Origin of the sequence: Lentibacillus juripiscarius (genome assembly GCF_042685205.1) — a bacterium.
Taxonomy (GTDB): Bacteria; Bacillota; Bacilli; order Bacillales; family Amphibacillaceae; genus Lentibacillus; species Lentibacillus juripiscarius.
Window position 1 is genome coordinate 127,143 of sequence record NZ_JBHUNA010000018.1, and the last position, 19,423, is coordinate 146,565.

At 49.2% G+C, this 19,423-nt stretch carries 22 protein-coding genes; 3 read left to right on the plus strand and 19 right to left on the minus strand.

What is annotated here, in order from left to right:
* Nucleotides 1-392 precede the first annotated feature (392 nt).
* Both ACFSUO_RS08420 and spoIID read right to left on the minus strand, forming a co-directional pair.
* Nucleotides 393-1,436: a peptidoglycan DD-metalloendopeptidase family protein gene (locus tag ACFSUO_RS08420; protein WP_382393006.1), complete on the minus strand. Its 1,044-nt coding sequence runs from the start codon at nucleotides 1,434-1,436 to the stop codon at nucleotides 393-395.
* Nucleotides 1,437-1,758: 322 nt separating this feature from the next.
* On the minus strand, nucleotides 1,759-2,892 hold the full coding sequence (spoIID, locus tag ACFSUO_RS08425; RefSeq protein WP_382393008.1) for a stage II sporulation protein D: 1,134 nt from the start codon (nucleotides 2,890-2,892) through the stop codon (nucleotides 1,759-1,761).
* A gap of 208 nt (nucleotides 2,893-3,100) precedes the next feature.
* On the opposite strand from spoIID, the gene ACFSUO_RS08430 reads away from it, so the two are divergent.
* The gene (locus ACFSUO_RS08430) at nucleotides 3,101-3,490 is read left to right on the plus strand and encodes a hypothetical protein (RefSeq protein ID WP_382393010.1); all 390 of its coding nucleotides are present in this window, start codon (nucleotides 3,101-3,103) and stop codon (nucleotides 3,488-3,490) included.
* A 116-nt stretch (nucleotides 3,491-3,606) separates the two neighbouring features.
* Here ACFSUO_RS08430 and ACFSUO_RS08435 read toward each other — a convergent pair whose 3' ends face one another.
* The 7 genes from ACFSUO_RS08435 to ACFSUO_RS08465 form a co-directional block, all read right to left on the minus strand.
* Complete coding sequence (locus ACFSUO_RS08435; protein ID WP_382393012.1) at nucleotides 3,607-4,620, minus strand: ABC transporter ATP-binding protein; 1,014 nt, start codon at nucleotides 4,618-4,620, stop codon at nucleotides 3,607-3,609.
* Nucleotides 4,617-5,576, minus strand: coding sequence for a C40 family peptidase (locus tag ACFSUO_RS08440; protein WP_382393014.1), 960 nt, complete (start codon nucleotides 5,574-5,576; stop codon nucleotides 4,617-4,619). Before ACFSUO_RS08440 ends, ACFSUO_RS08435 begins: the two co-directional genes overlap by 4 nt.
* Before the next feature lie 196 nt (nucleotides 5,577-5,772).
* Nucleotides 5,773-5,931, minus strand: a complete 159-nt coding sequence (locus tag ACFSUO_RS08445; protein WP_382393016.1) for a hypothetical protein — start codon at nucleotides 5,929-5,931, stop codon at nucleotides 5,773-5,775.
* Complete coding sequence (locus ACFSUO_RS08450; RefSeq protein ID WP_382393018.1) at nucleotides 5,906-6,154, minus strand: hypothetical protein; 249 nt, start codon at nucleotides 6,152-6,154, stop codon at nucleotides 5,906-5,908. Before ACFSUO_RS08450 ends, ACFSUO_RS08445 begins: the two co-directional genes overlap by 26 nt.
* Nucleotides 6,155-6,262: 108 nt before the next feature.
* A complete protein-coding gene (locus ACFSUO_RS08455; RefSeq protein ID WP_382393020.1) occupies nucleotides 6,263-6,385 on the minus strand; it encodes a hypothetical protein in 123 nt (40 codons plus the stop codon).
* Nucleotides 6,386-6,507: 122 nt separating this feature from the next.
* Complete coding sequence (locus ACFSUO_RS08460; RefSeq protein WP_382393022.1) at nucleotides 6,508-7,602, minus strand: mandelate racemase/muconate lactonizing enzyme family protein; 1,095 nt, start codon at nucleotides 7,600-7,602, stop codon at nucleotides 6,508-6,510.
* An 18-nt stretch (nucleotides 7,603-7,620) separates the two neighbouring features.
* Nucleotides 7,621-8,580 (minus strand): S66 peptidase family protein, encoded by a 960-nt coding sequence (locus ACFSUO_RS08465; RefSeq protein ID WP_382393164.1) that lies wholly within the window; start codon nucleotides 8,578-8,580, stop codon nucleotides 7,621-7,623.
* A 28-nt stretch (nucleotides 8,581-8,608) separates the two neighbouring features.
* Here ACFSUO_RS08465 and ACFSUO_RS08470 point away from each other — a divergent pair, with 28 nt between their 5' ends.
* Nucleotides 8,609-9,028 carry a hypothetical protein gene (locus ACFSUO_RS08470; protein ID WP_382393024.1) on the plus strand — a complete coding sequence of 140 codons (420 nt, stop codon included), beginning with the start codon at nucleotides 8,609-8,611 and terminating at the stop codon, nucleotides 9,026-9,028.
* A 90-nt stretch (nucleotides 9,029-9,118) separates the two neighbouring features.
* Here the strand turns inward: ACFSUO_RS08470 and ACFSUO_RS08475 are convergent, their stop codons facing one another.
* From ACFSUO_RS08475 to ACFSUO_RS08505, 7 genes are all read right to left on the minus strand, one after another.
* Nucleotides 9,119-10,765 (minus strand): peptide ABC transporter substrate-binding protein, encoded by a 1,647-nt coding sequence (locus tag ACFSUO_RS08475; RefSeq protein ID WP_382393026.1) that lies wholly within the window; start codon nucleotides 10,763-10,765, stop codon nucleotides 9,119-9,121.
* 15 nt (nucleotides 10,766-10,780) lie between these two features.
* On the minus strand, nucleotides 10,781-11,788 hold the full coding sequence (locus ACFSUO_RS08480; protein WP_382393028.1) for an ABC transporter ATP-binding protein: 1,008 nt from the start codon (nucleotides 11,786-11,788) through the stop codon (nucleotides 10,781-10,783).
* 10 nt (nucleotides 11,789-11,798) lie between these two features.
* A complete protein-coding gene (locus ACFSUO_RS08485; RefSeq protein WP_382393029.1) occupies nucleotides 11,799-12,758 on the minus strand; it encodes an ABC transporter permease in 960 nt (319 codons plus the stop codon).
* Complete coding sequence (locus ACFSUO_RS08490) at nucleotides 12,755-13,690, minus strand: ABC transporter permease (RefSeq protein ID WP_382393031.1); 936 nt, start codon at nucleotides 13,688-13,690, stop codon at nucleotides 12,755-12,757. The genes ACFSUO_RS08485 and ACFSUO_RS08490 overlap by 4 nt, the downstream gene beginning before the upstream one ends.
* Nucleotides 13,691-14,051: 361 nt before the next feature.
* Nucleotides 14,052-15,386, minus strand: coding sequence for a UDP-N-acetylglucosamine 1-carboxyvinyltransferase (gene murA, locus ACFSUO_RS08495; RefSeq protein ID WP_382393032.1), 1,335 nt, complete (start codon nucleotides 15,384-15,386; stop codon nucleotides 14,052-14,054).
* A gap of 35 nt (nucleotides 15,387-15,421) precedes the next feature.
* Entirely contained in the window at nucleotides 15,422-16,138 is a 717-nt protein-coding gene (locus ACFSUO_RS08500) for a YwmB family TATA-box binding protein (protein WP_382393034.1), read from the minus strand.
* Nucleotides 16,139-16,239: 101 nt separating this feature from the next.
* Nucleotides 16,240-16,473 (minus strand): DUF1146 family protein, encoded by a 234-nt coding sequence (locus tag ACFSUO_RS08505; protein ID WP_382393036.1) that lies wholly within the window; start codon nucleotides 16,471-16,473, stop codon nucleotides 16,240-16,242.
* A gap of 106 nt (nucleotides 16,474-16,579) precedes the next feature.
* On the opposite strand from ACFSUO_RS08505, the gene ACFSUO_RS08510 reads away from it, so the two are divergent.
* Complete coding sequence (locus tag ACFSUO_RS08510; protein ID WP_382393038.1) at nucleotides 16,580-16,720, plus strand: hypothetical protein; 141 nt, start codon at nucleotides 16,580-16,582, stop codon at nucleotides 16,718-16,720.
* A 344-nt stretch (nucleotides 16,721-17,064) separates the two neighbouring features.
* On the opposite strand, the gene ACFSUO_RS08515 is transcribed toward ACFSUO_RS08510, so the two are convergent.
* From ACFSUO_RS08515 to atpD, 3 genes are all read right to left on the minus strand, one after another.
* On the minus strand, nucleotides 17,065-17,295 hold the full coding sequence (locus ACFSUO_RS08515) for a hypothetical protein (protein ID WP_382393040.1): 231 nt from the start codon (nucleotides 17,293-17,295) through the stop codon (nucleotides 17,065-17,067).
* Nucleotides 17,296-17,343: 48 nt separating this feature from the next.
* Nucleotides 17,344-17,739 (minus strand): F0F1 ATP synthase subunit epsilon, encoded by a 396-nt coding sequence (locus tag ACFSUO_RS08520; RefSeq protein ID WP_382393042.1) that lies wholly within the window; start codon nucleotides 17,737-17,739, stop codon nucleotides 17,344-17,346.
* A gap of 192 nt (nucleotides 17,740-17,931) precedes the next feature.
* Entirely contained in the window at nucleotides 17,932-19,335 is a 1,404-nt protein-coding gene (atpD, locus tag ACFSUO_RS08525) for a F0F1 ATP synthase subunit beta (RefSeq protein WP_382393044.1), read from the minus strand.
* Between the last annotated feature and the right edge of the window lie 88 nt (nucleotides 19,336-19,423).

The following is a 19,423-nucleotide window of genomic DNA, read 5'->3' on the forward strand; positions in this document are numbered from 1 at the left end:
GACTGCGTACACTAATAGTACCACATTATTCAGAAAAATGTAATAGATCGGAGTAAATTTTTAAATTATTTTCTGGGCTGCCGCAGAAAAAATAGCCAGCGTGCATGAAGGAGTCGTCAATTCCAGAGGCGTCATGGAAGGGAAGGCGAGAGTGCTGCACATCATTAATTACAAGCGAATTGGACGGAGCGCTCGTGCTTTGATAAGCTATGGATAAGAGCGAATCCGGACGGACGAGCTGCCCGCTTTTGACAGGTCGGGCTGGGGCGGATTGGAAAACTGGACTTTAGCCAGACACAGCACCGCAGAGGGGGCTGGGACAAAAAGCCTGTCCCGCGCCCTGGCATAAAAACAGCCCTAGCGGGGGAGGCTAGGGCTGTTGGTTGCTTGCGTTATTCGTTGTTTGTTTCGCTATCTGATGATTCTTTGCTATCGTTGTTGTTCGCATCCTCAGTCGATTTGTCACCGGCTGACGCATCCGATTCGTCGGATTCGCTCTTTTCTTCAGATGCTGGGTCTTCGGATTTATCTGATTGGCTCTTTTCATCAGATTCCGAGTCTTTGGATCCATCCGATTCGCTCTTATCATCTGATGTAGGGTCTTCGGATTCGCCCGATTCATCCTTTTTATCAGAAACTTGGTCTTCGGATTCACTGTTTTCTTCCTTGCTGGCATCCGATTCGCCTTCTTCGGCATTTTCGTCAGATTCCGAGCTGTTGTCTTCGGATTTTTCTTCTTCAGCCAATGCTTCGTCAAGCGCACTTACCGGCTGGTTGAAAAATTCTTCCGGATTAACATCTTGCCCATCTTTTCTGATTTCAAAGTGAAGATGTGTCCCGTTGTCTTTGCCAAACACGTTCTCACCGGCGGTTCCAAGGACATCGCCCTGCTCAACCTCATCGTCAGCAGATACATCTACTTCGCCGAGACTGGCATAATGCGTTGTCACATCATTTTCGTGTGTCAGTGTCACGACGTTACCAAGCAGTGGGTCTTCCTTGACTTCCGTAACTGTACCACTTAATGACGCTTGCACATCAAACGTTTCTCCATCAGCAGATGCGATGTCAATGCCTTTGCTCTGGTAGTAGCGATTGTTGAAGACGACAAGGGCATTCTCCTGCTCTTCTTGATCTGCGTCATAGTCATAGTATTTAGTTACGATTTCTGCTTGATCCTTGTTTTCAACAGGCATCTGAATGACTTCCTGCTGATCAACGACGGGCTTTGCTTCCTGATCATGCTCGATTGGTGAATAGTCTTCTGAGATTTCCTCATCCTGGGCCTCATCCACCTGATTGCCAATATTCTGGTACCATACGACCAGTGACAGAAGCATCGCAGCAATCGTCAGATACACTGCTGGAAAGAACCACTTCTTCCGAAAAATGCGACTCCATTTGTTTTTTGGAGTTCCGTTGTTTTCTTCTTTCATATCTCATCACCTCAACAACCATTCTGAGCACAAAAATCAAAAACTATACATTTTATTCATAAAAAAATCCCTGTTTGATGCATTTTTCTGCTCAAACAGGGAAACGTAAGGGTTTCAGACGTGGCTGTACCCTTTGAAAGTATTGATTTTGCATGAGGCAATACGCGTTATCGGCGCGGCAGCTGTTCACGTTCCAGGGTGAAAATTCCCGGAATCCTTGCAGACGCGTTTCGTGGGACGAAAACCGTGCAGCCGCAGTTCCGGGACAAGGTGGGCGAGGAACCCCATGACCCGCTGGGGCGGCGAACCTCGCTTCCCGCTCTTATTTGGATACAAGGGTTGGTACGGCGTCATTGACGGTGCTGATTTTGACACCTTGATAGTAATGTTTGACAATTTTTTCATATGATTTGCCTTCTTTGGCCATGCCGTTTGCACCGTATTGGCTCATGCCGATGCCGTGCCCGAATCCTTTCGTTGTGAAAATAAGATGGTTATTCTTTTTCTCAATGGAAAAATCACTAGAACGGAGCTCGAGCGCCTCGCGCACTTCCCTGCCCGAATACGTATCGCTGCCAATGGTCAGCTTACTGACACGGTTGCTGTCCGTCCGGGCAATTTCCATCGAGAGCTGTTCAATGCTTGGCAGGTCGGTTCCCAGTTTCTTTTCCACTTCCTGCAGGGCAAATATTTGCTGATCCATAAATTTAGGTGTGTTTTTATCCCAAGGGCTTTTCACACTGCGCAAATATGGAACCTTATTCTTCCAGTAGTCCTCAGAATCCTCGGTGTAGCCATTGCTCGTGGAAAAATAAGCTGGCGTGATCGGCGTGTTCTCATATGTCAAAATTTCGCCTTTCGTTGCTTTGACAGCCTTTTTAATCTTGTTCATTTCTTTATTATAGTCACTTCCCATTGTTTCCCGCAGTTCCTCTTCATTATGATAAACTTGGTCACCAGTCGTGTCGGTCACATCCGGCGCGTCCTTATTCTCCTGATGAAGCAGTTGGTTAACGATATATGTTCGGGCGGCCAGGGCCTGCGCCTTTAATGCTTCCATTTCAAATTCCGCCGGGGCTTCGGATGCCACGACACGGGAAACATACGTCTCCAGCGGAACATTTTCCACCTTATCCGTGCTCGCCCGCGCCACCTCCACCGAAAATGGCGACTCCCCCATCGCAATCTTCGTATCAGCTGCAGCCTTTTCCACCGCCTCCCCTTTACTGCTGTTATCAGACATGAATGGGACAACCACAGCGGACGGAACGATTAAAATGATGGTCAACAAGCTCACCAGGAACACGACGGCCGGCGTTTTCCATGGTAAAGCTAACTTGCCGAGCGATAGCGGCTGTTTATTTTTCTGAAGCAGCTGCAGCTTTTCACTTTTCGACTGACTTTTCTTCGACTTCTTTTTCTTCAAGGCTTTCGGAACGATTGGTTTTTTCTTCATGAACTGCCTCCCTCGCTAAGGAATTATGATTGTCTGATCGGATAGCTTCATCTTCTAGCATTCCTGCTATTAAATTTATACAGTTTGCGAAACTAATAGAACCATAAATATGAAAAGATTAATAAAGGATTCGGTAAAGCGGGGAGTAGTTCCTGCTGGTGGATGGTGGATTTTTTCATTTTGAGGGTGGTGTATCAACCGGTTTGGGGTGGATATCAACCGATTAAGGGCAAGAATCGACCAGTTTGGGCAGAGTATCGACCGGTCTGGGGCAAGAATCAACCAATTAAGGGCGAATATCGACCGATCCAGGGCTAGAATCAACCAGTTTGGGCCGAGTATCGACCGGTCTGGGGCAAGAATCAACCAGTTTGGGCAGAGTATCGACCGGACGGGGACAAGTATCAACCAGTTTGGGCCGAGTATCGACCGAACTGGGGCAAGTATCAACCAGTTTGGGCAGAGTATCGACCGGACGGGGACAAGTATCAACCAGTTTGGGCCGAGTATCGACCGGACGGGGACAAGTATCAACCAGTTTGGGCCGAGTATCGACCGGACGGGGACAAGCATCAACCAGTTGTCGTTTGTTAAATAAAACAACGCTAAAAACGCCCGGAGCTTGTTGCCCGAGCGTTTTTTGTCTGGCAAAATATCTGACCTGTCCGCCACCCACCCCGCGAAAAAATCCACACCAATTGGGCAGCACATCTTTTATGACCTTGTCCGCATGTTGATGACTGGGGACTGGCTGTTTTCGATAACTGCTGGATCATGTAAATGACAGGCGACATAATGATCTTGTTCAACTTCTTTCCATGCCGGCTTTTGTTCCGCGCAGATATCCATGGCATACGGGCAGCGTGTCCGGAATACGCAGCCGCTCGGCGGATTGACCGGGCTTGGGAGTTCCCCGTCCAGGATGATCCGCTCTCGGCCGTCCTCGATGTCCGGATCAGGAATCGGGATGGCGGACAATAGTGCCTGGGTGTACGGGTGCAGCGGGTTTACATAAAGGGAATCGCTCGAGGTCAGCTCGACCATGTTCCCTAAATACATGACGCCAATTCGGTCGGAGATTTGCCTGACCATAGATAAGTCGTGGGCGATGAACAGGAAAGTTAGCCCTTTTTCTTCCTGCAGCTTTTTCAATAGATTGACAACTTGTGCCTGGACGGATACATCCAGAGCGGAAATCGGTTCATCAGCGATAATGAAGTCCGGGTCCAAAGCCAGGGCACGGGCAATGCCAATCCGCTGCCGCTGTCCGCCGCTGAATTCATGCGGGTAGCGCTCGGCGTGGCCGCGGTTTAGCCCAACTTCCTCCAAAAGCTCGATGACCCGGTCAAGCTGCTCCTCTTTTGATGAATACATGCCGTGGACTTCCATCGGCTCAGCGATAATTTCCTTAACGGTCGAGCGCGGATTCAGAGATGCGTATGGATCCTGGAAAATCATTTGCATCGTCCGGTGGAACTGAAATTTTTCCTTATCATCCAGTTCATGCACTTCCTGTCCGTTATAGATGACATCGCCTGAGGTTTTATTATACAGGCCCATGATCGTCCGGCCGATGGTTGTTTTTCCGCAGCCCGACTCCCCAACAAGCCCGAATGTTTCCCCTTTATGGACTTGAAACGTAACGTCATTGACCGCCTTTAGCACACTGCCTTTGCCCATGGAAAATTGCTTATACAGGTTGTTGATTTGTAAAACCGCATCGTTCATGATGATCGCCCCTCCGTCTCCTGCCAGTAGCGTCTGGTGGCACATAGTTCTTTCTCATATTTCGTCCCGGCAAGTGGAATCACTTCAATGCCTTTTCCGGCCTGCGGGGAGTGCAGCATTTTGCCGTCACCACAATAAAAACCGACATGGTGCACCTTCCCTTTTCCCTCTTCATAGGCAAAAAATAGTAAATCACCTGGCTGAAGCTCACCAGCTGGGACCACTTCCCCCGCCTGCACCTGGTCACTGGCATCGCGTGGGATGAGGTAGCCGTTCGCTTTATGCATCGCATACGTGAAACCGGAGCAGTCATAGCCGAACGCACTCATGCCGCCCCAAAAATAGGATAGGCCGAGATGCCGCTCGCCGTCTGTGATTAGCTGTGTCCCCGGCTGCTTCTCCAGACCATGCTTGGAACGAAACAGCTCGACACCCTCCTTCGGCAAAAAGCGGTCCCCGTGTGGCGCGGCGACACGGACACGGTCCTCTGTTTCATTTATTACAGGCAGTATCGTCATATAACTGAGCTTCATCATTTTTTCCCCGGATTCATTTTCCAGCCACAAAGTTTTATCCGTTACAGCGGCGGAAAAAGTGCGCTCCCAATACGACGAGCCGACGCGCTTCAGTTGCGCCAATGGCACCCAACCCGGATAGCCGCGCTCATCTTTGATAGAACTTTGTGTCGGAATGACCACATGTGCCCACTCGACATCCGTCTCGGTGACGACAACAGGCTCACCGTACAATAACTGCGACTGCACCCGGTTTTCTTCTGACAGGGCAAGCCTCGTCTCGTACGTCAGGCAAGCTAGCCACTGGTCAATATCGGTCGGGTTGGTAATACCGGGGCGGTCAACCTCACGCGGGGATACGGCTGAAGTCCAGACAGTCGCCACCTGCACCGCCGTCACCCATCGCTCACCTGAATATTGATCAAACGTTTGTTCAGTCATCTTTTGCTCCCCCTTTGCGCTGTATCTGTCATGATTCTTATGCCCGGTTAATTTTTGTGCTGCCGGCCAGACCGTTGCTGGCAGTGGACGGGATTATTTTAAAGAAAAATTGCTGCTTTCGTGACGCAGAGTTTACCATTACAGCTGACAAGAATGTGTCCGCTCTGGCGGGAGATTTCTTCCGCCGATAGGGTGATTATTTTGAGGATGGATTGATATTCCCAATTGACGGGTTGATGTTTGCCTTGATCGAGTTGCCAGCCGCCGCTGTGCGGTTGGTACTTGCTGCCGACCGATTGATACTTCCTGAAATCGGTTGATACTTGTCGTCAACCGGTTGATTCTTCTTGCCCAACGGTTGATATCACCTCAATCCGGGTGATTCTTGTCACCGACCAGTTGATTCCTCCCGTAAACCGGTTGATTCTTCTTGTCCAGCGGTTGATTCCCACCTCAATTCGGGTGATTCTGCCTACCCAACGGTTGATTCCTCCCGTAAACCGGTTGATTCTTCTTGCCCAGCGGTTGATTCCCACCCCAATCCGGGTGATTCTTCTTGCCCAACGGTTGATTTCCACCTTGACCCGGGTGATTCTTGCCGCCTAGCGGTTGATTCCTCCCGTAAACCGGTTGATTCTTCTTGCCCAACGGTTGATACCCACCTCGATCCGGGTGATTCTTGCCATCTACCGGGTGATTTCTCCCGTAAACCGGTCGATTCCTCCTGCCCAACGGTTGATTCCCACCTCAATCCGGGTGATTTTTGCCACCGCCGGGTGATTTTCCTTTTCCAGCGGTTGATTTCTCACACAAACAGGTTGATAGTCGTCCGAATCCGGTTGATATCACCAGCCATGAGACACCGCCTCACTGTCCATGTCACCGTCCACCCTCACTCGCCCTTCCCAGTCGGCATCCGGTTCCTAGCAAACTACCAGCTAACCATTTCTGTATTAATCCGGCTGATGCCAAGGCCGGGCTTTTCACCAAATGTTATATGCCTGCCGTCGTAGCGGATGCCGCCTTCCATCGTGTCGCTGGCAAGCATCAATGGGGCATCAAAATCATACCTGGTTACATTCGGCTGGCTGGCGGCAAAGTGGGCTGCAGCTGTGATGCCGATGCCGGTTTCGATCATGCTGCCGGTCATGCATTCCACCTCATAGGCTTCGGCGAGTTTGGCAATTTTCAGTGCCTCATGGATACCGCCCGCCTTCATCAGCTTGATGTTTATCAGATCTGCTGCCTGCGTTTCCAGCACCCGTCTTGCATCGTGAACGGAAAAAACACTTTCGTCCGCCATGATCAGGGTGCCGGTGTTTGTTGTTACATGGCGCAATCCAGTCAGGTCATGGCGCTTGACCGGCTGCTCAACCAGTTCGATGTCCAGCCCGAGTGTTTCCATTTTACGGATGGTCTTGACTGCCTCTTTTGCCTGCCAGCCCTGGTTGGCGTCAAGGCGAATCAGCGGCTCCGGTCCGACTTGCTCCCGGATGGTTTCGATGCGTTTAATGTCGGTCAGGCTGTCATCGCTGCCGACTTTTACCTTTAGAACGTTGAATCCTTGATCCATACAGGTTTGGGCATGGGCAGCCATTTCATCCGGCTGGTTCACACTGACCGTGTAGTCGGTTTCGATTGCAGACTGGTACCCGCCCAGAAATGTAAACAGCGGCATGCCAGCATATTGAGCAAGGCAGTCGTACAGGGCCATATCAACGGCAGCCTTGGCACTCGTGTTGCCGACAGCGCTTTTAGCCAGTTCCTCAAACACCTGTTCACGGGCGAGCAATGACATGCCGCAAAGCTTTGGTTTAATGATTTCATTGATGGCAGCGTCAATCCCGGCCAGACTGTCACCGGTGATCACATGAGTCGGGGGTGCTTCCCCCCAGCCGGTAATGCCGTTATCACACGTCACCTTCACCATAATCGTCTTTGCATCAGTCACGGTGCGCAGTGCTGTTTTGAACGGCGTATTTAGTGGAATCGACGCATAGCCTGTTTCGATTGTCTGTATGTTCATCATCATGTCTCCTTTTTGCTACGGCAGCCGCCAATTTTGTTCTGGCCGGGGATCGTTCTTCACTCCTGGTTCTACCGTCAACGATCGCTTCGATGCTGATAAATAAGCATGAACACCGAGTGGAACGGCGAAATGCGGCAAACAATGCCCGATTTTAAACCCGGTGATGACCGGACAAGCAAGCTCGGCAAAATAATCGTCAAACACCTGCTGCAATGTGAGGGAGGGCTGTTTAGGATCCGGTTCCGCATTACGGAAATCACCGACGATAATCCCGGCCGCTTCCTGCAGTTTGCCGGCGAGCCGTAGCTGGTTCAGCATCGAATCAACCCGGTACGGCGCTTCCCCGATATCCTCGATAAGCAGTAGTTTCCCATTTGTATCCATTTCAAATGGCGTTCCGAGCGTGCTGACCAAAAGAGACAGATTCCCACCGGTAAGTGGTCCTTCCGCTTCACCGGGCACCATTATTTCCAGCGGAGAAATCGACTCGGTATAGTGCAGTTCCGCTGGAAAAAACAGTTGCCGGAACAGGCTTGCTGACAGCTGGTCAAAATCCTTATCCGCGATGTCAGATGCCGGCATTGGCCCGTGAAAAGTTGTGAGCCCTGTCTGTTGCTGAATGGCTGTGTGCAAATACGTGATGTCACTGTAGCCCCAAATGATTTTGGGATGTTTCCGGATCAACTGATAATCGATCTTATCGGCAATCCGGGCTGTCCCATATCCACCACGGGCAAAAATAATCGCACGGACGGACTCATCCGCAATCATGCTGTGCAAATCGTTCAGCCGCTCCTCATCCGTTCCAGCCAAGTACCCGTGCTGGCTGCCAATCGTCGAGCCAAGTTTGACGTGGAGACCCATTTTCCTAAAAAAGGGAACGGCCTTCTCCAGATGCTCCTTTTCCACCGGGCTTGCTGGTGCGATGATGCCAATAGTGTCCCCTTCATGCAGACGTTCCGGTTTCACCTGTATCAAGCCTTCTTTCTGTAAAAATGAGGACGTGGGACAGGCTCCTTTATCCGAGGTGTCGCTCAAGTTCTGGACGCTCTCGCTCGAGTTCGAGACGCGCTCGCTCGAGTTCGAGACGCGCTCGCTCGAGTTCGAGACGCTCTCGCTCGAGTTTGAGGCGTTCTCGCTCGAGTTCTGGACGCTCTCGCTCGAGTTCGAGGCGCTCTCGATCGAGTTCGAGGTGCTCTCGCTCGAGTTCGAGGCGCTCTCGATCGAGTTTGAGGCGCTCTCGCTCGAGTTTAGGACGCCTTCGCTCGAGTTTAGGACGCCCTCGCTCGAGTTTGAGACGCTCTCGCTCGAGTTTGAGGTGCTCTCGCTCGAGTTCTGGACGCTCTCGCTCGAGTTTGAGACGCCCTTGCTCGAGTTCAAGGGGCCCTCGCTCGAGTTCGAGGCGCTCTCGCTCGAGTTTTAGGCGCTCTCGCTTCACACCGCCAGCATGCGTTCCTAATCCCGTCCAATCAAAATGAGGATTTCCGGCCCCCGCCGGAAATCCATTATAGTTTTATTCCTTATCTGCCCATTTCAGCTCGAGATAGCCAACTGGGTGGCGGACGACATCTGTTACGTCATCTTTATAAATGTACACCTGGTTGTAGTAATGGATTGGGAAAATCGGCATTTCTTCTGCCAGCAGTTTTTCGGCTTCGTTCATTAGCTCCCACCGTTTTTCCTCATCGCCTTCCTGTTTCGCCTGGGCGATCAGTTCATCATATTTCTCGTTCGACCAGCCAGTGCGGTTCATGGACGACCCGGTAATAAAGCTTTCCAGGAAGTTGATCGGGTCCGGGTAGTCAAAAATGAACGAGCTCCGGGAGAATTGCAGGTTCAGCTGTTTCTGGTCTTCCAGAAAGACGTTCCATTCTGTATTGGCCAGCTCCACATCGACGCCGATATTTTCACTGAACATATTTTGCAGTGTTTCGGCAATCGCTTTATGGGACTCACTCGTGTTGTACGTCAATGTTACTTGTGGCAGTTCGTCATACCCTTCTTCTTCCATGCCTTCTTCCAGCAGCTGCTTTGCTTTTTCCGGGTCAAAGTTTACCAGGTCACCGTTTACTTCACGGAAGTCTTTGCCTGATGGGCCTGTGAAGCCTGGTGACACAAACGCTTTCGCTGCTTTTTCCTTGTTTTTCGTGACATAATTGACGATGTCTTCCTGATTGACGGCCAGTGCAAATGCTTTCCGGATTTTTTCATTCTGGAATGGTTCCATGTTGACGTTGAACCGGTAGAAATACACGCCACCCTGGTCCTCAATCACAACATTGTCCCCGTCAATCAGCTGCTCGGCCATATCGGACGGAATTTCGGTCATATCCAATTCATCACTTTCAAACATCTGGTATTCTGTATTGACATCGTTAACCATCGCCCAGTGAATTTTATCCAGATTGACGGTGTCTTTATCCCAGTACTGGTCGTTTTTCACCATGACCATTTCCTTGTCATGCTCCCATGATTCCAGCTTAAAAGGTCCGTTGGCAACAAACGAATCCGCTTCGGCATGCCATTCTGGATTTTCTTTGGCAACTTCCTTATTGACCGGGAAAAATGCCGGGTTAGTCAGTACTTGCAGGAAAAAGTTCGTCGGTGCTGTCAAGGTGACTTCCAATGTTTTTTCATCAATTGCTTTCACCATGACATCGTCGGCTGAGCCTTCACCGGCATTATACGCTTCCCCTCCTTCAATAAAGTAGCCGAGAAATGCGGCTGATGAGCCTGTTTCCGGATTTAGCAACTGTTTCCAGGCATAGACAAAGTCTTCAGCCGTAACAGGATCGCCATTCGACCAGTTCGCATCTTCACGGAGTTGGAACGTATATGTTTTGCCTCCGTTCGACTTTTCCCAGTCCTCGGCCATCGCCGGCTTCGGTTCGTCATCTTTGCCCAGCCTAGTCAGCCCTTCCATCATGTTGTTCAGGACGTTCCAGGATACCGAGTCAAAGCCAATCGGCGGGTTAAGGGATGTCGGTTCTTCCCCGTTGTTCATGTACAGCACTTTTTCATCACTCGAACCCTCCTCCGCTTGCTTGTTACCGGAATCACTTCCTTCATCTGCGTCACTTTCATTGCCGCTGGACGTTGTACATGCCGCCAGCACAGCAATAGCGAGAAGTGCGATGAGCCACAGCAAACCCTTCTTCATACCTGTTCCCCCTTATTATGTTTTATCGGCCGTTTCAGCCAATAGTTGCTTCGCCCGGTCATCCTGGAGCCAGCAATCCACTTTGTGTGTATCACTTAATTCCGTCTGGACCGGGTAAACTTTATTACACACCTCCATTGCCATCGGACAGCGCGCTGTGAACGCACAGCCTTGTGGAGGTGAGAATAAATCAGGTGGTGTCCCGTCAATCGGGATCAGTTTTTCCCCTTTGATATCAAGTCTTGGCACGGACTGCAAAAGCCCTTTGGTATACGGGTGTTCCGGGCTGTAAAAAATCTCACGCCTTGTGCCGGATTCGATAATTTTTCCGGCGTACATCACAATGATGCGGTCCGCTATTTTCGCCACCACCCCGAGGTCATGGGTGATCAGAATGATGGAAACACCCGTCTTTTCCTGGATGCGCTCAAACAGTTCCAGAATTTGCGCCTGTATCGTCACATCCAGCGCGGTCGTCGGTTCATCCGCAATCAACAGCTCCGGCTCACAGATGAGGGCAATCGCAATAACGATACGCTGCCGCATCCCGCCACTGAACTGGTGCGGATACTGTTTGAACCGTTCCTCCGGGTTCGGTATCCCGACGAGCTCCATCATTTCAATCGCTTTTCTTTTCGCTTCGGCACCCGACGTTTTGCTGTGCTCTCTCAGCCCTTCCATCAGCTGGGTCCCGATGGTCAGTGTTGGGTTCAAGGCGGTCATCGGATCCTGAAAAATCATCGATATGTCCACACCACGAATGGAACGCATCTTTTTTTCCGACATATTGGTGAGATTGTTTTCTTTAAATGTAATCGTCCCTTTGGAAATTTTGCCGGGTGGATCAGGAATCAGCCGCATGATGGCGTTGGATGTGACACTTTTGCCGCAGCCGGACTCCCCGACAATAGCGAGCGTCTCCCCTTTGTGCAGATCAAAACTGACCCCTCTTACTGCTTTAACCGTCCCGCCATATGTGGAAAAGGTTACGTGCAAATCGTTGACGTCGAGTATTTTCTCCATTTCTCCTCACCTACTTCCTCAGCTTCGGATCAAGCGCATCCTGCAGCCCGTCGCCTAATACGTTAAATGCAAACATCGTAAACGATATGAAAAAGGCCGGGAAAAATAATGTCCACCAGTATCCGGACAAAATCGCTCCAAGCGCGTCATTCGCCATGACACCCCAGCTTGCAAACGGGGATTGGATGCCCAGCCCGAGAAAACTTAAAAATGCCTCGGCAAAAATTGCGTTCGGAACGGTTAGCGTCATCTGCACAATAATCGGCCCCATCGTATTCGGGAGCAGATTCTTACGGATAATGCGCGGTGTTTTCGTACCAAACGACTGGGAAGCGAGCACAAACTCGAAATTTTTTATCTGCAGAACTTGCCCGCGGACAATCCGGGCCATCCCGACCCAGCCGGTCACCGATAGCGCGATAATAATCGTCGTCAGACTCGGTCCCATGACGACCAGAAGCAAAATAACGACCAATAAATACGGAAGTCCGTACAAAATTTCAATGATCCGCATCATGATACTGTCCGTGCGGCCACCTTTATAACCGGAAATGCCCCCATAAATAACTCCGATAAAAAAGTCAATCAATGCCGCCATCAGTCCGACAAACAGCGAGATTCTGGCCCCATACCATGTCCGGGTGAACACATCGCGGCCAAGGGAATCAGTACCGAATAAGTGATCCATCGACGGTGGCCTGAACTGATTCGGCCGGTTCTGATCGATAACGGAATAGGGCGAGATCATCGGCCCGATAATAGCCATAATTCCAAGTATGATTAGGAAAACAAGTCCGGCCATGGCCAGTTTGTTCTTCCGGAGGCGCCGCCACGCATCTTTCCAGTAGGAGAGGGATGGACGTGCTACCGATTCTGCTGCATCCAGGTCTTTCTTTTTCCAGGAAAACCATTCATCCGGGACTGCAGCAGGAGAGTGAATGGATGTCGAGTCTTTTTCCGGCTGTGTCATGACTTGCCTCCTTTTTCATGCAGCTTGATGCGCGGATCCAGAAGCCCGTACGCAATATCGACTAAAAACAACATCAAAATCAAAAACGCGCTGTAGAATACTGTCGTTCCCATGATAACGGGGTAGTCCCGCTGGTTAATGCTTTCGACAAAATATTTGCCCATGCCCGGGATGCCGAAAATTTGTTCAATGACAAATGTTCCTGTCAAAATACCTGCCAGCAGTGTCCCCATAATCGTAACTACCGGCATAAGGGCGTTTTTCAGTGAGTGCTTCACAATGATTTTCCACGGTTTCAACCCCTTGGCACGCGCCATTTTGATATAATCCTGTGTCAGTACCTCCAGCATGGTCGAGCGGGTCAGACGTGCAATAATCGCCATCGGTCCCGTGGCAAGTGCTACCGTCGGCAAAATCATGTGCACCGGACTTGACCATGTTGCGGCCGGCAAAATGTTAAGATAAACGGCAAACACTTGAATGAGCAGTGTTGCCAGCACGAAGTTGGGAATCGATATCCCGAGAACCGCAATCGTCATCGCCAAATAATCAATGATACCGTTGTGCTTGAGTGCCGCAAAAATACCCAGAATCACACCGGAAATGACAGCCACCACGATTGTGATAATCCCCAGTTCAAAGGAAATCGGAAACCCCCGGCCCAGAAGATCATTTACCGTTTCGTTCGGCTGCTTGATTGATGGACCGAAATCAAGCGTGACAATTGATTTCAAATAAAGAATATACTGAATGTAATAAGGCTCATCCAGATTATAATGTTCTTCCAGATTCTCTTGAACGACTTCATTTGTTGTTCGCTCCTCGTTCAGCGGTGAGCCTGGTATGGTTACCATCAGGACAAATGTTAATGTGACAATAATCCACAATGTCATCGCCATAATGGCAAACCGTTTCAAAATATATCGCAGCATGCTGTCCCCCCTCTATGAAACTGTTATTGCGATGCTGGCTCCATTACTGGTTGCATCCTGAAATGGTCATGATGATTTACTTACTTACATAGATATAGCTTTAGGGATTGATATATGTATCATCTTAAGCACCTCATCATCACCAGCTATTGAATCCGTTTTCATGATTTGTAATTTTCTTTTAATTTTATCAGATTTCTGGTGAAATGCAACAAGATTTTGAATGATAGTGGGATTAGGAGGAGTTTGTCGCACAAAAAAACAGGTGCATAGAGGCACCTGTTTTTACGCACGTATTTCATTTTCACTGGAGGAAAATTTTGGCAGTATTATATCTAACTACCAATCAAACGTATCACAATCAGGACCGGGAGAGATATGTCAAGAAACTCACCGGTCGCTCGCTCAAATGGGCAAATGGGTTTACCGCATCCCCATTCGCATCGACGCGTTCAATCGATGCTCCGAGCGCAGACAGTTTATTGGCGAAATCTACATAGCCGCGATCCAGATGCTTCAGATCGGTCACACGTGTGATTCCATCTGCCCGCAATCCTGCCAGAATGAGTGCTGCAGCTGCACGCAAATCCGTCGCAGCAACTTCCGCACCCTGCAGATCTCCAGGGCCTTCAATAATCACACTGCGGCCTTCAATTTTCATCTTGGCATTCATGCGGCGAAACTCTTCAACATGCATGAACCTGTTTTCAAATACTGTTTCCGTGATGACACTCGTTCCATACGCATTCAGCATCAGTGCCATCATCTGGGACTGCATATCTGTCGGGAATCCAGGATGCGGCAATGTTTTTATATCTGTTGCCAGCAGTTTATCCGGTCCAAGGACACGAATGCCGTCCCCTTCGTCAAAAATCGTTACGCCCATTTCCTCCAGTTTGGAAATAACTGAGCGCAGATGCTCGCTTTCTGCATTTTCAATCAGGACGTTCCCGCCGGTAATAGCTGCAGCAACCATAAAGGTTCCAGCCTCCACCCGGTCCGGGATAATGGAATGATTTGCACCGTGAAGTTTTTCAGCGCCTTCGATCCGTATCGTTTCCGTACCGGCGCCGACGACTTTGGCACCCATTTTATTCAGGAAATTGGCCAGATCGACTATCTCCGGTTCTTTGGCACAGTTTTCAATCGTCGTGGTGCCTTCAGCCAGTGCTGCAGCCATCATAATATTTTCCGTGGCTCCCACACTTGGCATATCCAGATAAATTTTCGCCCCGTGAAGGCGTCCTTCTGCTTCCAATTCCACAAATCCATTGCCAACGTGGACTTTCGCGCCCATTGCCTCAAAGCCTTTTAAGTGCAGATCAATCGGCCTTGACCCAATAGCACATCCGCCTGGCATAGCAACTTTTGCATGGCCATAGCGGGCCAACAAAGGACCGAGCACCAGGACAGATGCGCGCATTTTCCGCACATATTCCGATGGAGCTTCCGTCATTAGCTGCCGGGATGTATCCACGTAAACTGTATTATTGGTAAAAGTTACACTGGCATTCATATTGCGCAAAACTTCATTAATGGTATACACGTCAGCAAGGACAGGGACATCAGTGATGACACTTTCGCCTTCACTTGCGAGCATACTTGCTGCTATGACAGGCAATACTGCGTTTTTAGCACCTTCGACCCTGACAGTGCCATGCAGTCGCTGCCCACCTCTTACGATGATTTTTTCCATATTTTTTAATCCCCTTATCATCCGATTTCACTATATTAGTATTCAGTAATCAGGATAGGTGTGCCTATCGTCAGTGATGCTTTGTCAGATTCGTTGTCTTTCAGCACCATTTGTACATTCATCGGCTTCTCCATCACAATTTCTTCATTCCACATAGGCGTATGCCCATAAACTATTTTTTCCATACTCGATTTCTTCACGGTGTCGTGCTGCGTTTGCGTCAAAGTCAGATTCATAGACTCTTTCAGTTTATCAAAAAAATAAACACTTCCCATTGTACCATCAATCGGTGCAGTCAGACAAGCAAATGTTGTTGAACTTCCGCTAAAATATGTATCTTTTACTTTATTCATTCGGAAACGATATGTTTCTTCCACCTTGCCGTCCCACGATTTACCCTTGAACACCGCAACAAACTCCGCTTGATGCACCGGATTTTTTGGAATAACCACTTGATAATATTCGGAAATACCTTCCTGATTTTGACCGTACTCAAATAAATATTTTATACTATTTTCCCCTTCTTTGCTTGAGGAAATATAACTATCTTTTGCCTGCAGCTGATCAACATATTGGTTCAGCGTTTCCCGGTCCATTTCTTCTTTAACCGTCACCTGCCAGCTTTCCGCTTCAAGCCCAGCATCAGAGACAATCGATGCCAGATCCACCATCTTATTCGTCTGACCGGAAGCCGCCACAGCATTCCCTACAAAAACTAGAAAAATAGATATGATAAATGCCATCTTTCGCATAGAAAAATCCCCCTTGTTCACTATACTCTTAGTATGAACAAAAGGGATTTCTCTTAAACGGGTATTTTTTTGTTGTTCATAGGATGGAAGCGCCCTGCTTATTAAAATAGGAACAGCAAATCCTGTGACCATTGGATGAAGTCGAGGAAAAATCGACTGACGTTTGTGCCGATAGCAATGGCAACAAATATAATGAGCAGCCTGGCCTCCGTTTCACGGCCCTTTCTGATCAGCGGGTCAAAATTGATAGTCGTAATGACACGCCATGTAATATAGATGAATAGTAAATGTGATAGCATTCCAATTAATGCGGTAATACCTATTGATGAAAACATAACTCCACACCTTGCTTTTAAATATTCATAGTACCTTAAGTCTACCTGTTACTTTGCCACCAAAGCCGTTGGATGTCAATTATTTTAAGACTGGGTAATACATCAAATGATCAACGCCATCATTTCCCGGGAAATATCGACACCAATAACGGGAAATGTGCAGGATTTGTTCCATATGGATGTGCAGATGCTGTCAATAATGGATGAAGTGCCGGGTTTTGTCATGGGATTACTATTTTTAAGATGAACAGCAGATGTTTGACGTTTTCTGGCTAGTAGTTGATAGCCTCGGCACGATGATTGTCGTGAACAGGACGATTTTTGTTGTCGAGTGGTTGATACTCGGCGGCGACCGGTCGATAGTTGGAGCTGACCGGTTGATTCTCTCTCCCGAACGGTTGATTATTCCACTGACTGGTTGATTCTTACTGGTGTACGGTCGATTCTTGGACCTTACCGGTTGATTCTCTCTCCCGAACGGTCGATTATTCCACTGACTGGTTGATTCTTACCGGTGTACGGTCGATTCTGGGACCTAATCGGTTGATTTTCTCTTCCGAACGGTCGATTATCCCACTGACTGGTTGATTCTTACCGGTGTACGATCGATTCCGGGACCCAAACGGTTGATTGTTCCACTGACTGGTTGATTCTTACCGGTATACGGTCGATTCTCGCCCCTAACCGGTTGATTATCCCCAACGAACGGTCGATTCTCCCACTGACTGGTTGATTCTTACTGGTGTACGGTCGATTCTCGGCCCTAACCGGTTGATTATCCCCAACGAACGGTCGATACACGCCACTCAACCCACACAACAACAAAAAAGAAAAATCCCTTATAACACATTGTTACAAGAGATTTTCCTTTTATTGTGAGATATCCAATCGATTAATTGCTCGTTTGAGTGCTAATTCTGCCCGTTGGAAGTCGACGTTTTCCTGCTTTGATTCGAGGCGTCGCTCGGCGCGTTTTTTTGCTTCTTCTGCGCGCTGGACGTCTATTTCTGCCGGTTTTTCTGCCGACTGTGCCAGGATGGTCACTTTGTCAGGACGTACTTCAAGAAATCCGCCATTGACAGCCAGTCCTACCGAATCATCGTCTTGTTTAAGACGGACGGAACTGATTGATAATGGGGCAACCATTGGAATATGTCCAGGCAAAACACCGAGTTCGCCGTTTTCGGCTTTACAGCTGACCATTTCAAATTGATCTTCCAATACTGGGCCATCAGGAGTAACAACACTCACATCCAGTGTTTTCAATGTAACCCCTCCTCAGACAATGGCATAGCCGGATGAGACAGCGTTCGGGGGTGAGCGCACGTCAGGTGATAGCTGCACAACAGTACAAGCTGCATACCAACCTCACAGCCCCCGCACACATGACAATACCACGTCTGCCTTGTGTCCAAACGCCTACCCTTTATGCTGTTTCATCCGGTGATGCCTGATTAATTAGTCCATTTCTTTTGCTTTTTCGACAACGTCCTCAATGCGTCCGACAAGGCGGAATGCATCTTCTGGCAAGTCGTCGTATTTGCCGTCCAGAATTTCCCGGAACCCTTGTACGGTTTCAGAGACCGGTACATAGGATCCTGGCTGGCCTGTGAACTGCTCTGCCACGTGGAAGTTCTGTGACAGGAAGAACTGAATGCGGCGTGCACGTGATACTGTCATTTTGTCTTCGTCGGACAGTTCGTCCATACCAAGGATGGCGATGATGTCCTGCAGTTCTTTATATTTTTGCAGTGTCTGCTGTACTTCACGGGCCACGTTGTAATGCTCGTCACCGACAACTTCCGGGTCAAGCGCACGTGATGTGGAAGCAAGCGGATCCACGGCTGGATAGATACCTTGCTCGGACAAGGAACGGTCCAGGTTGGTTGTCGCATCCAAGTGGGCAAAGGTAGTCGCTGGTGCTGGGTCCGTGTAGTCGTCGGCCGGAACATAGATTGCCTGAATGGATGTAACCGATCCTTTATCCGTTGTCGTGATACGCTCCTGCAATTGGCCCATCTCCGTTGCCAGTGTCGGCTGGTAACCAACGGCTGACGGCATGCGGCCAAGTAGTGCGGACACTTCCATACCTGCCTGGGTAAAACGGAAGATATTATCGATAAATAACAGCACGTCTTGGCCTTCTTCATCACGGAAGTACTCAGCCATTGTCAGGCCAGTCAGGGCGACACGCATACGAGCTCCAGGCGGTTCGTTCATCTGTCCGAAAACCATGGCAGTTTTCTGAATAACACCTGAATCTTTCATTTCATAGTAAAGGTCGTTTCCTTCACGTGTCCGTTCACCAACACCGGCAAATACGGAAATACCGCCGTGTTCTTGTGCAACGTTGTTGATCAGTTCCTGGATCAGAACGGTTTTACCGACTCCGGCACCGCCAAACAGGCCGATTTTACCACCTTTTGTATATGGTGCCAATAAGTCAACAACTTTAATTCCTGTTTCCAGAATTTCTGTATCTGTTGTCAGGTCTTCGAATTCAGGAGGCTGGCGGTGGATCGGATCACGCCGCACATCATCCGGAATTGGTTCATCAAGATCAATATGGTCGCCAAGTACGTTGAACACACGGCTGAGCGTTTGTTCACCTACTGGCACTGAGATGGACGCACCAGTGTTGACAACGGGCATATTACGTTTGATCCCGTCTGTTGAGGACATGGCAATCGTGCGTACTGCGTTGTCACCAAGGTGTAGTGCAACCTCCAGCGTCAGTTCGGTTGCATTATCCCCGTCATCGGCACTGACCGTTAGTGCGTTATAAATGTCCGGCAGCTCTCCTTCGTCGAACGCAACGTCGACAACAGGGCCCATGACTTGTGTAATGTGTCCCTTGCTCATTGATTTCCCTCCTATCTTACTCTATGAAAAATGCATCAATTGGTTGTCTTCAGAACAGCATGCACTTCCGAAGTCATACAGCTGTATT

Excerpts from the sequence above, each read along its gene's own strand:
- ACFSUO_RS08475 (WP_382393026.1), bottom strand. The coding sequence starts at position 10,765 with ATGAAGAAGGGTTTGCTGTGGCTCATCGCACTTCTCGCTATTGCTGTG.
- ACFSUO_RS08440 (WP_382393014.1), bottom strand. The coding sequence starts at position 5,576 with ATGACTGAACAAACGTTTGATCAATATTCAGGTGAGCGATGGGTGACG.
- atpD (WP_382393044.1), bottom strand. The coding sequence starts at position 19,335 with ATGAGCAAGGGACACATTACACAAGTCATGGGCCCTGTTGTCGACGTT.
- ACFSUO_RS08460 (WP_382393022.1), bottom strand. The coding sequence starts at position 7,602 with ATGAACATACAGACAATCGAAACAGGCTATGCGTCGATTCCACTAAAT.
- ACFSUO_RS08505 (WP_382393036.1), bottom strand. The coding sequence starts at position 16,473 with ATGTTTTCATCAATAGGTATTACCGCATTAATTGGAATGCTATCACAT.
- ACFSUO_RS08490 (WP_382393031.1), bottom strand. The coding sequence starts at position 13,690 with ATGCTGCGATATATTTTGAAACGGTTTGCCATTATGGCGATGACATTG.
- ACFSUO_RS08500 (WP_382393034.1), bottom strand. The coding sequence starts at position 16,138 with ATGCGAAAGATGGCATTTATCATATCTATTTTTCTAGTTTTTGTAGGG.
- ACFSUO_RS08435 (WP_382393012.1), bottom strand. The coding sequence starts at position 4,620 with ATGAACGATGCGGTTTTACAAATCAACAACCTGTATAAGCAATTTTCC.
- ACFSUO_RS08510 (WP_382393038.1), top strand. The coding sequence starts at position 16,580 with ATGATCAACGCCATCATTTCCCGGGAAATATCGACACCAATAACGGGA.
- spoIID (WP_382393008.1), bottom strand. The coding sequence starts at position 2,892 with ATGAAGAAAAAACCAATCGTTCCGAAAGCCTTGAAGAAAAAGAAGTCG.
- ACFSUO_RS08485 (WP_382393029.1), bottom strand. The coding sequence starts at position 12,758 with ATGACACAGCCGGAAAAAGACTCGACATCCATTCACTCTCCTGCTGCA.
- ACFSUO_RS08480 (WP_382393028.1), bottom strand. The coding sequence starts at position 11,788 with ATGGAGAAAATACTCGACGTCAACGATTTGCACGTAACCTTTTCCACA.
- ACFSUO_RS08420 (WP_382393006.1), bottom strand. The coding sequence starts at position 1,436 with ATGAAAGAAGAAAACAACGGAACTCCAAAAAACAAATGGAGTCGCATT.
- murA (WP_382393032.1), bottom strand. The coding sequence starts at position 15,386 with ATGGAAAAAATCATCGTAAGAGGTGGGCAGCGACTGCATGGCACTGTC.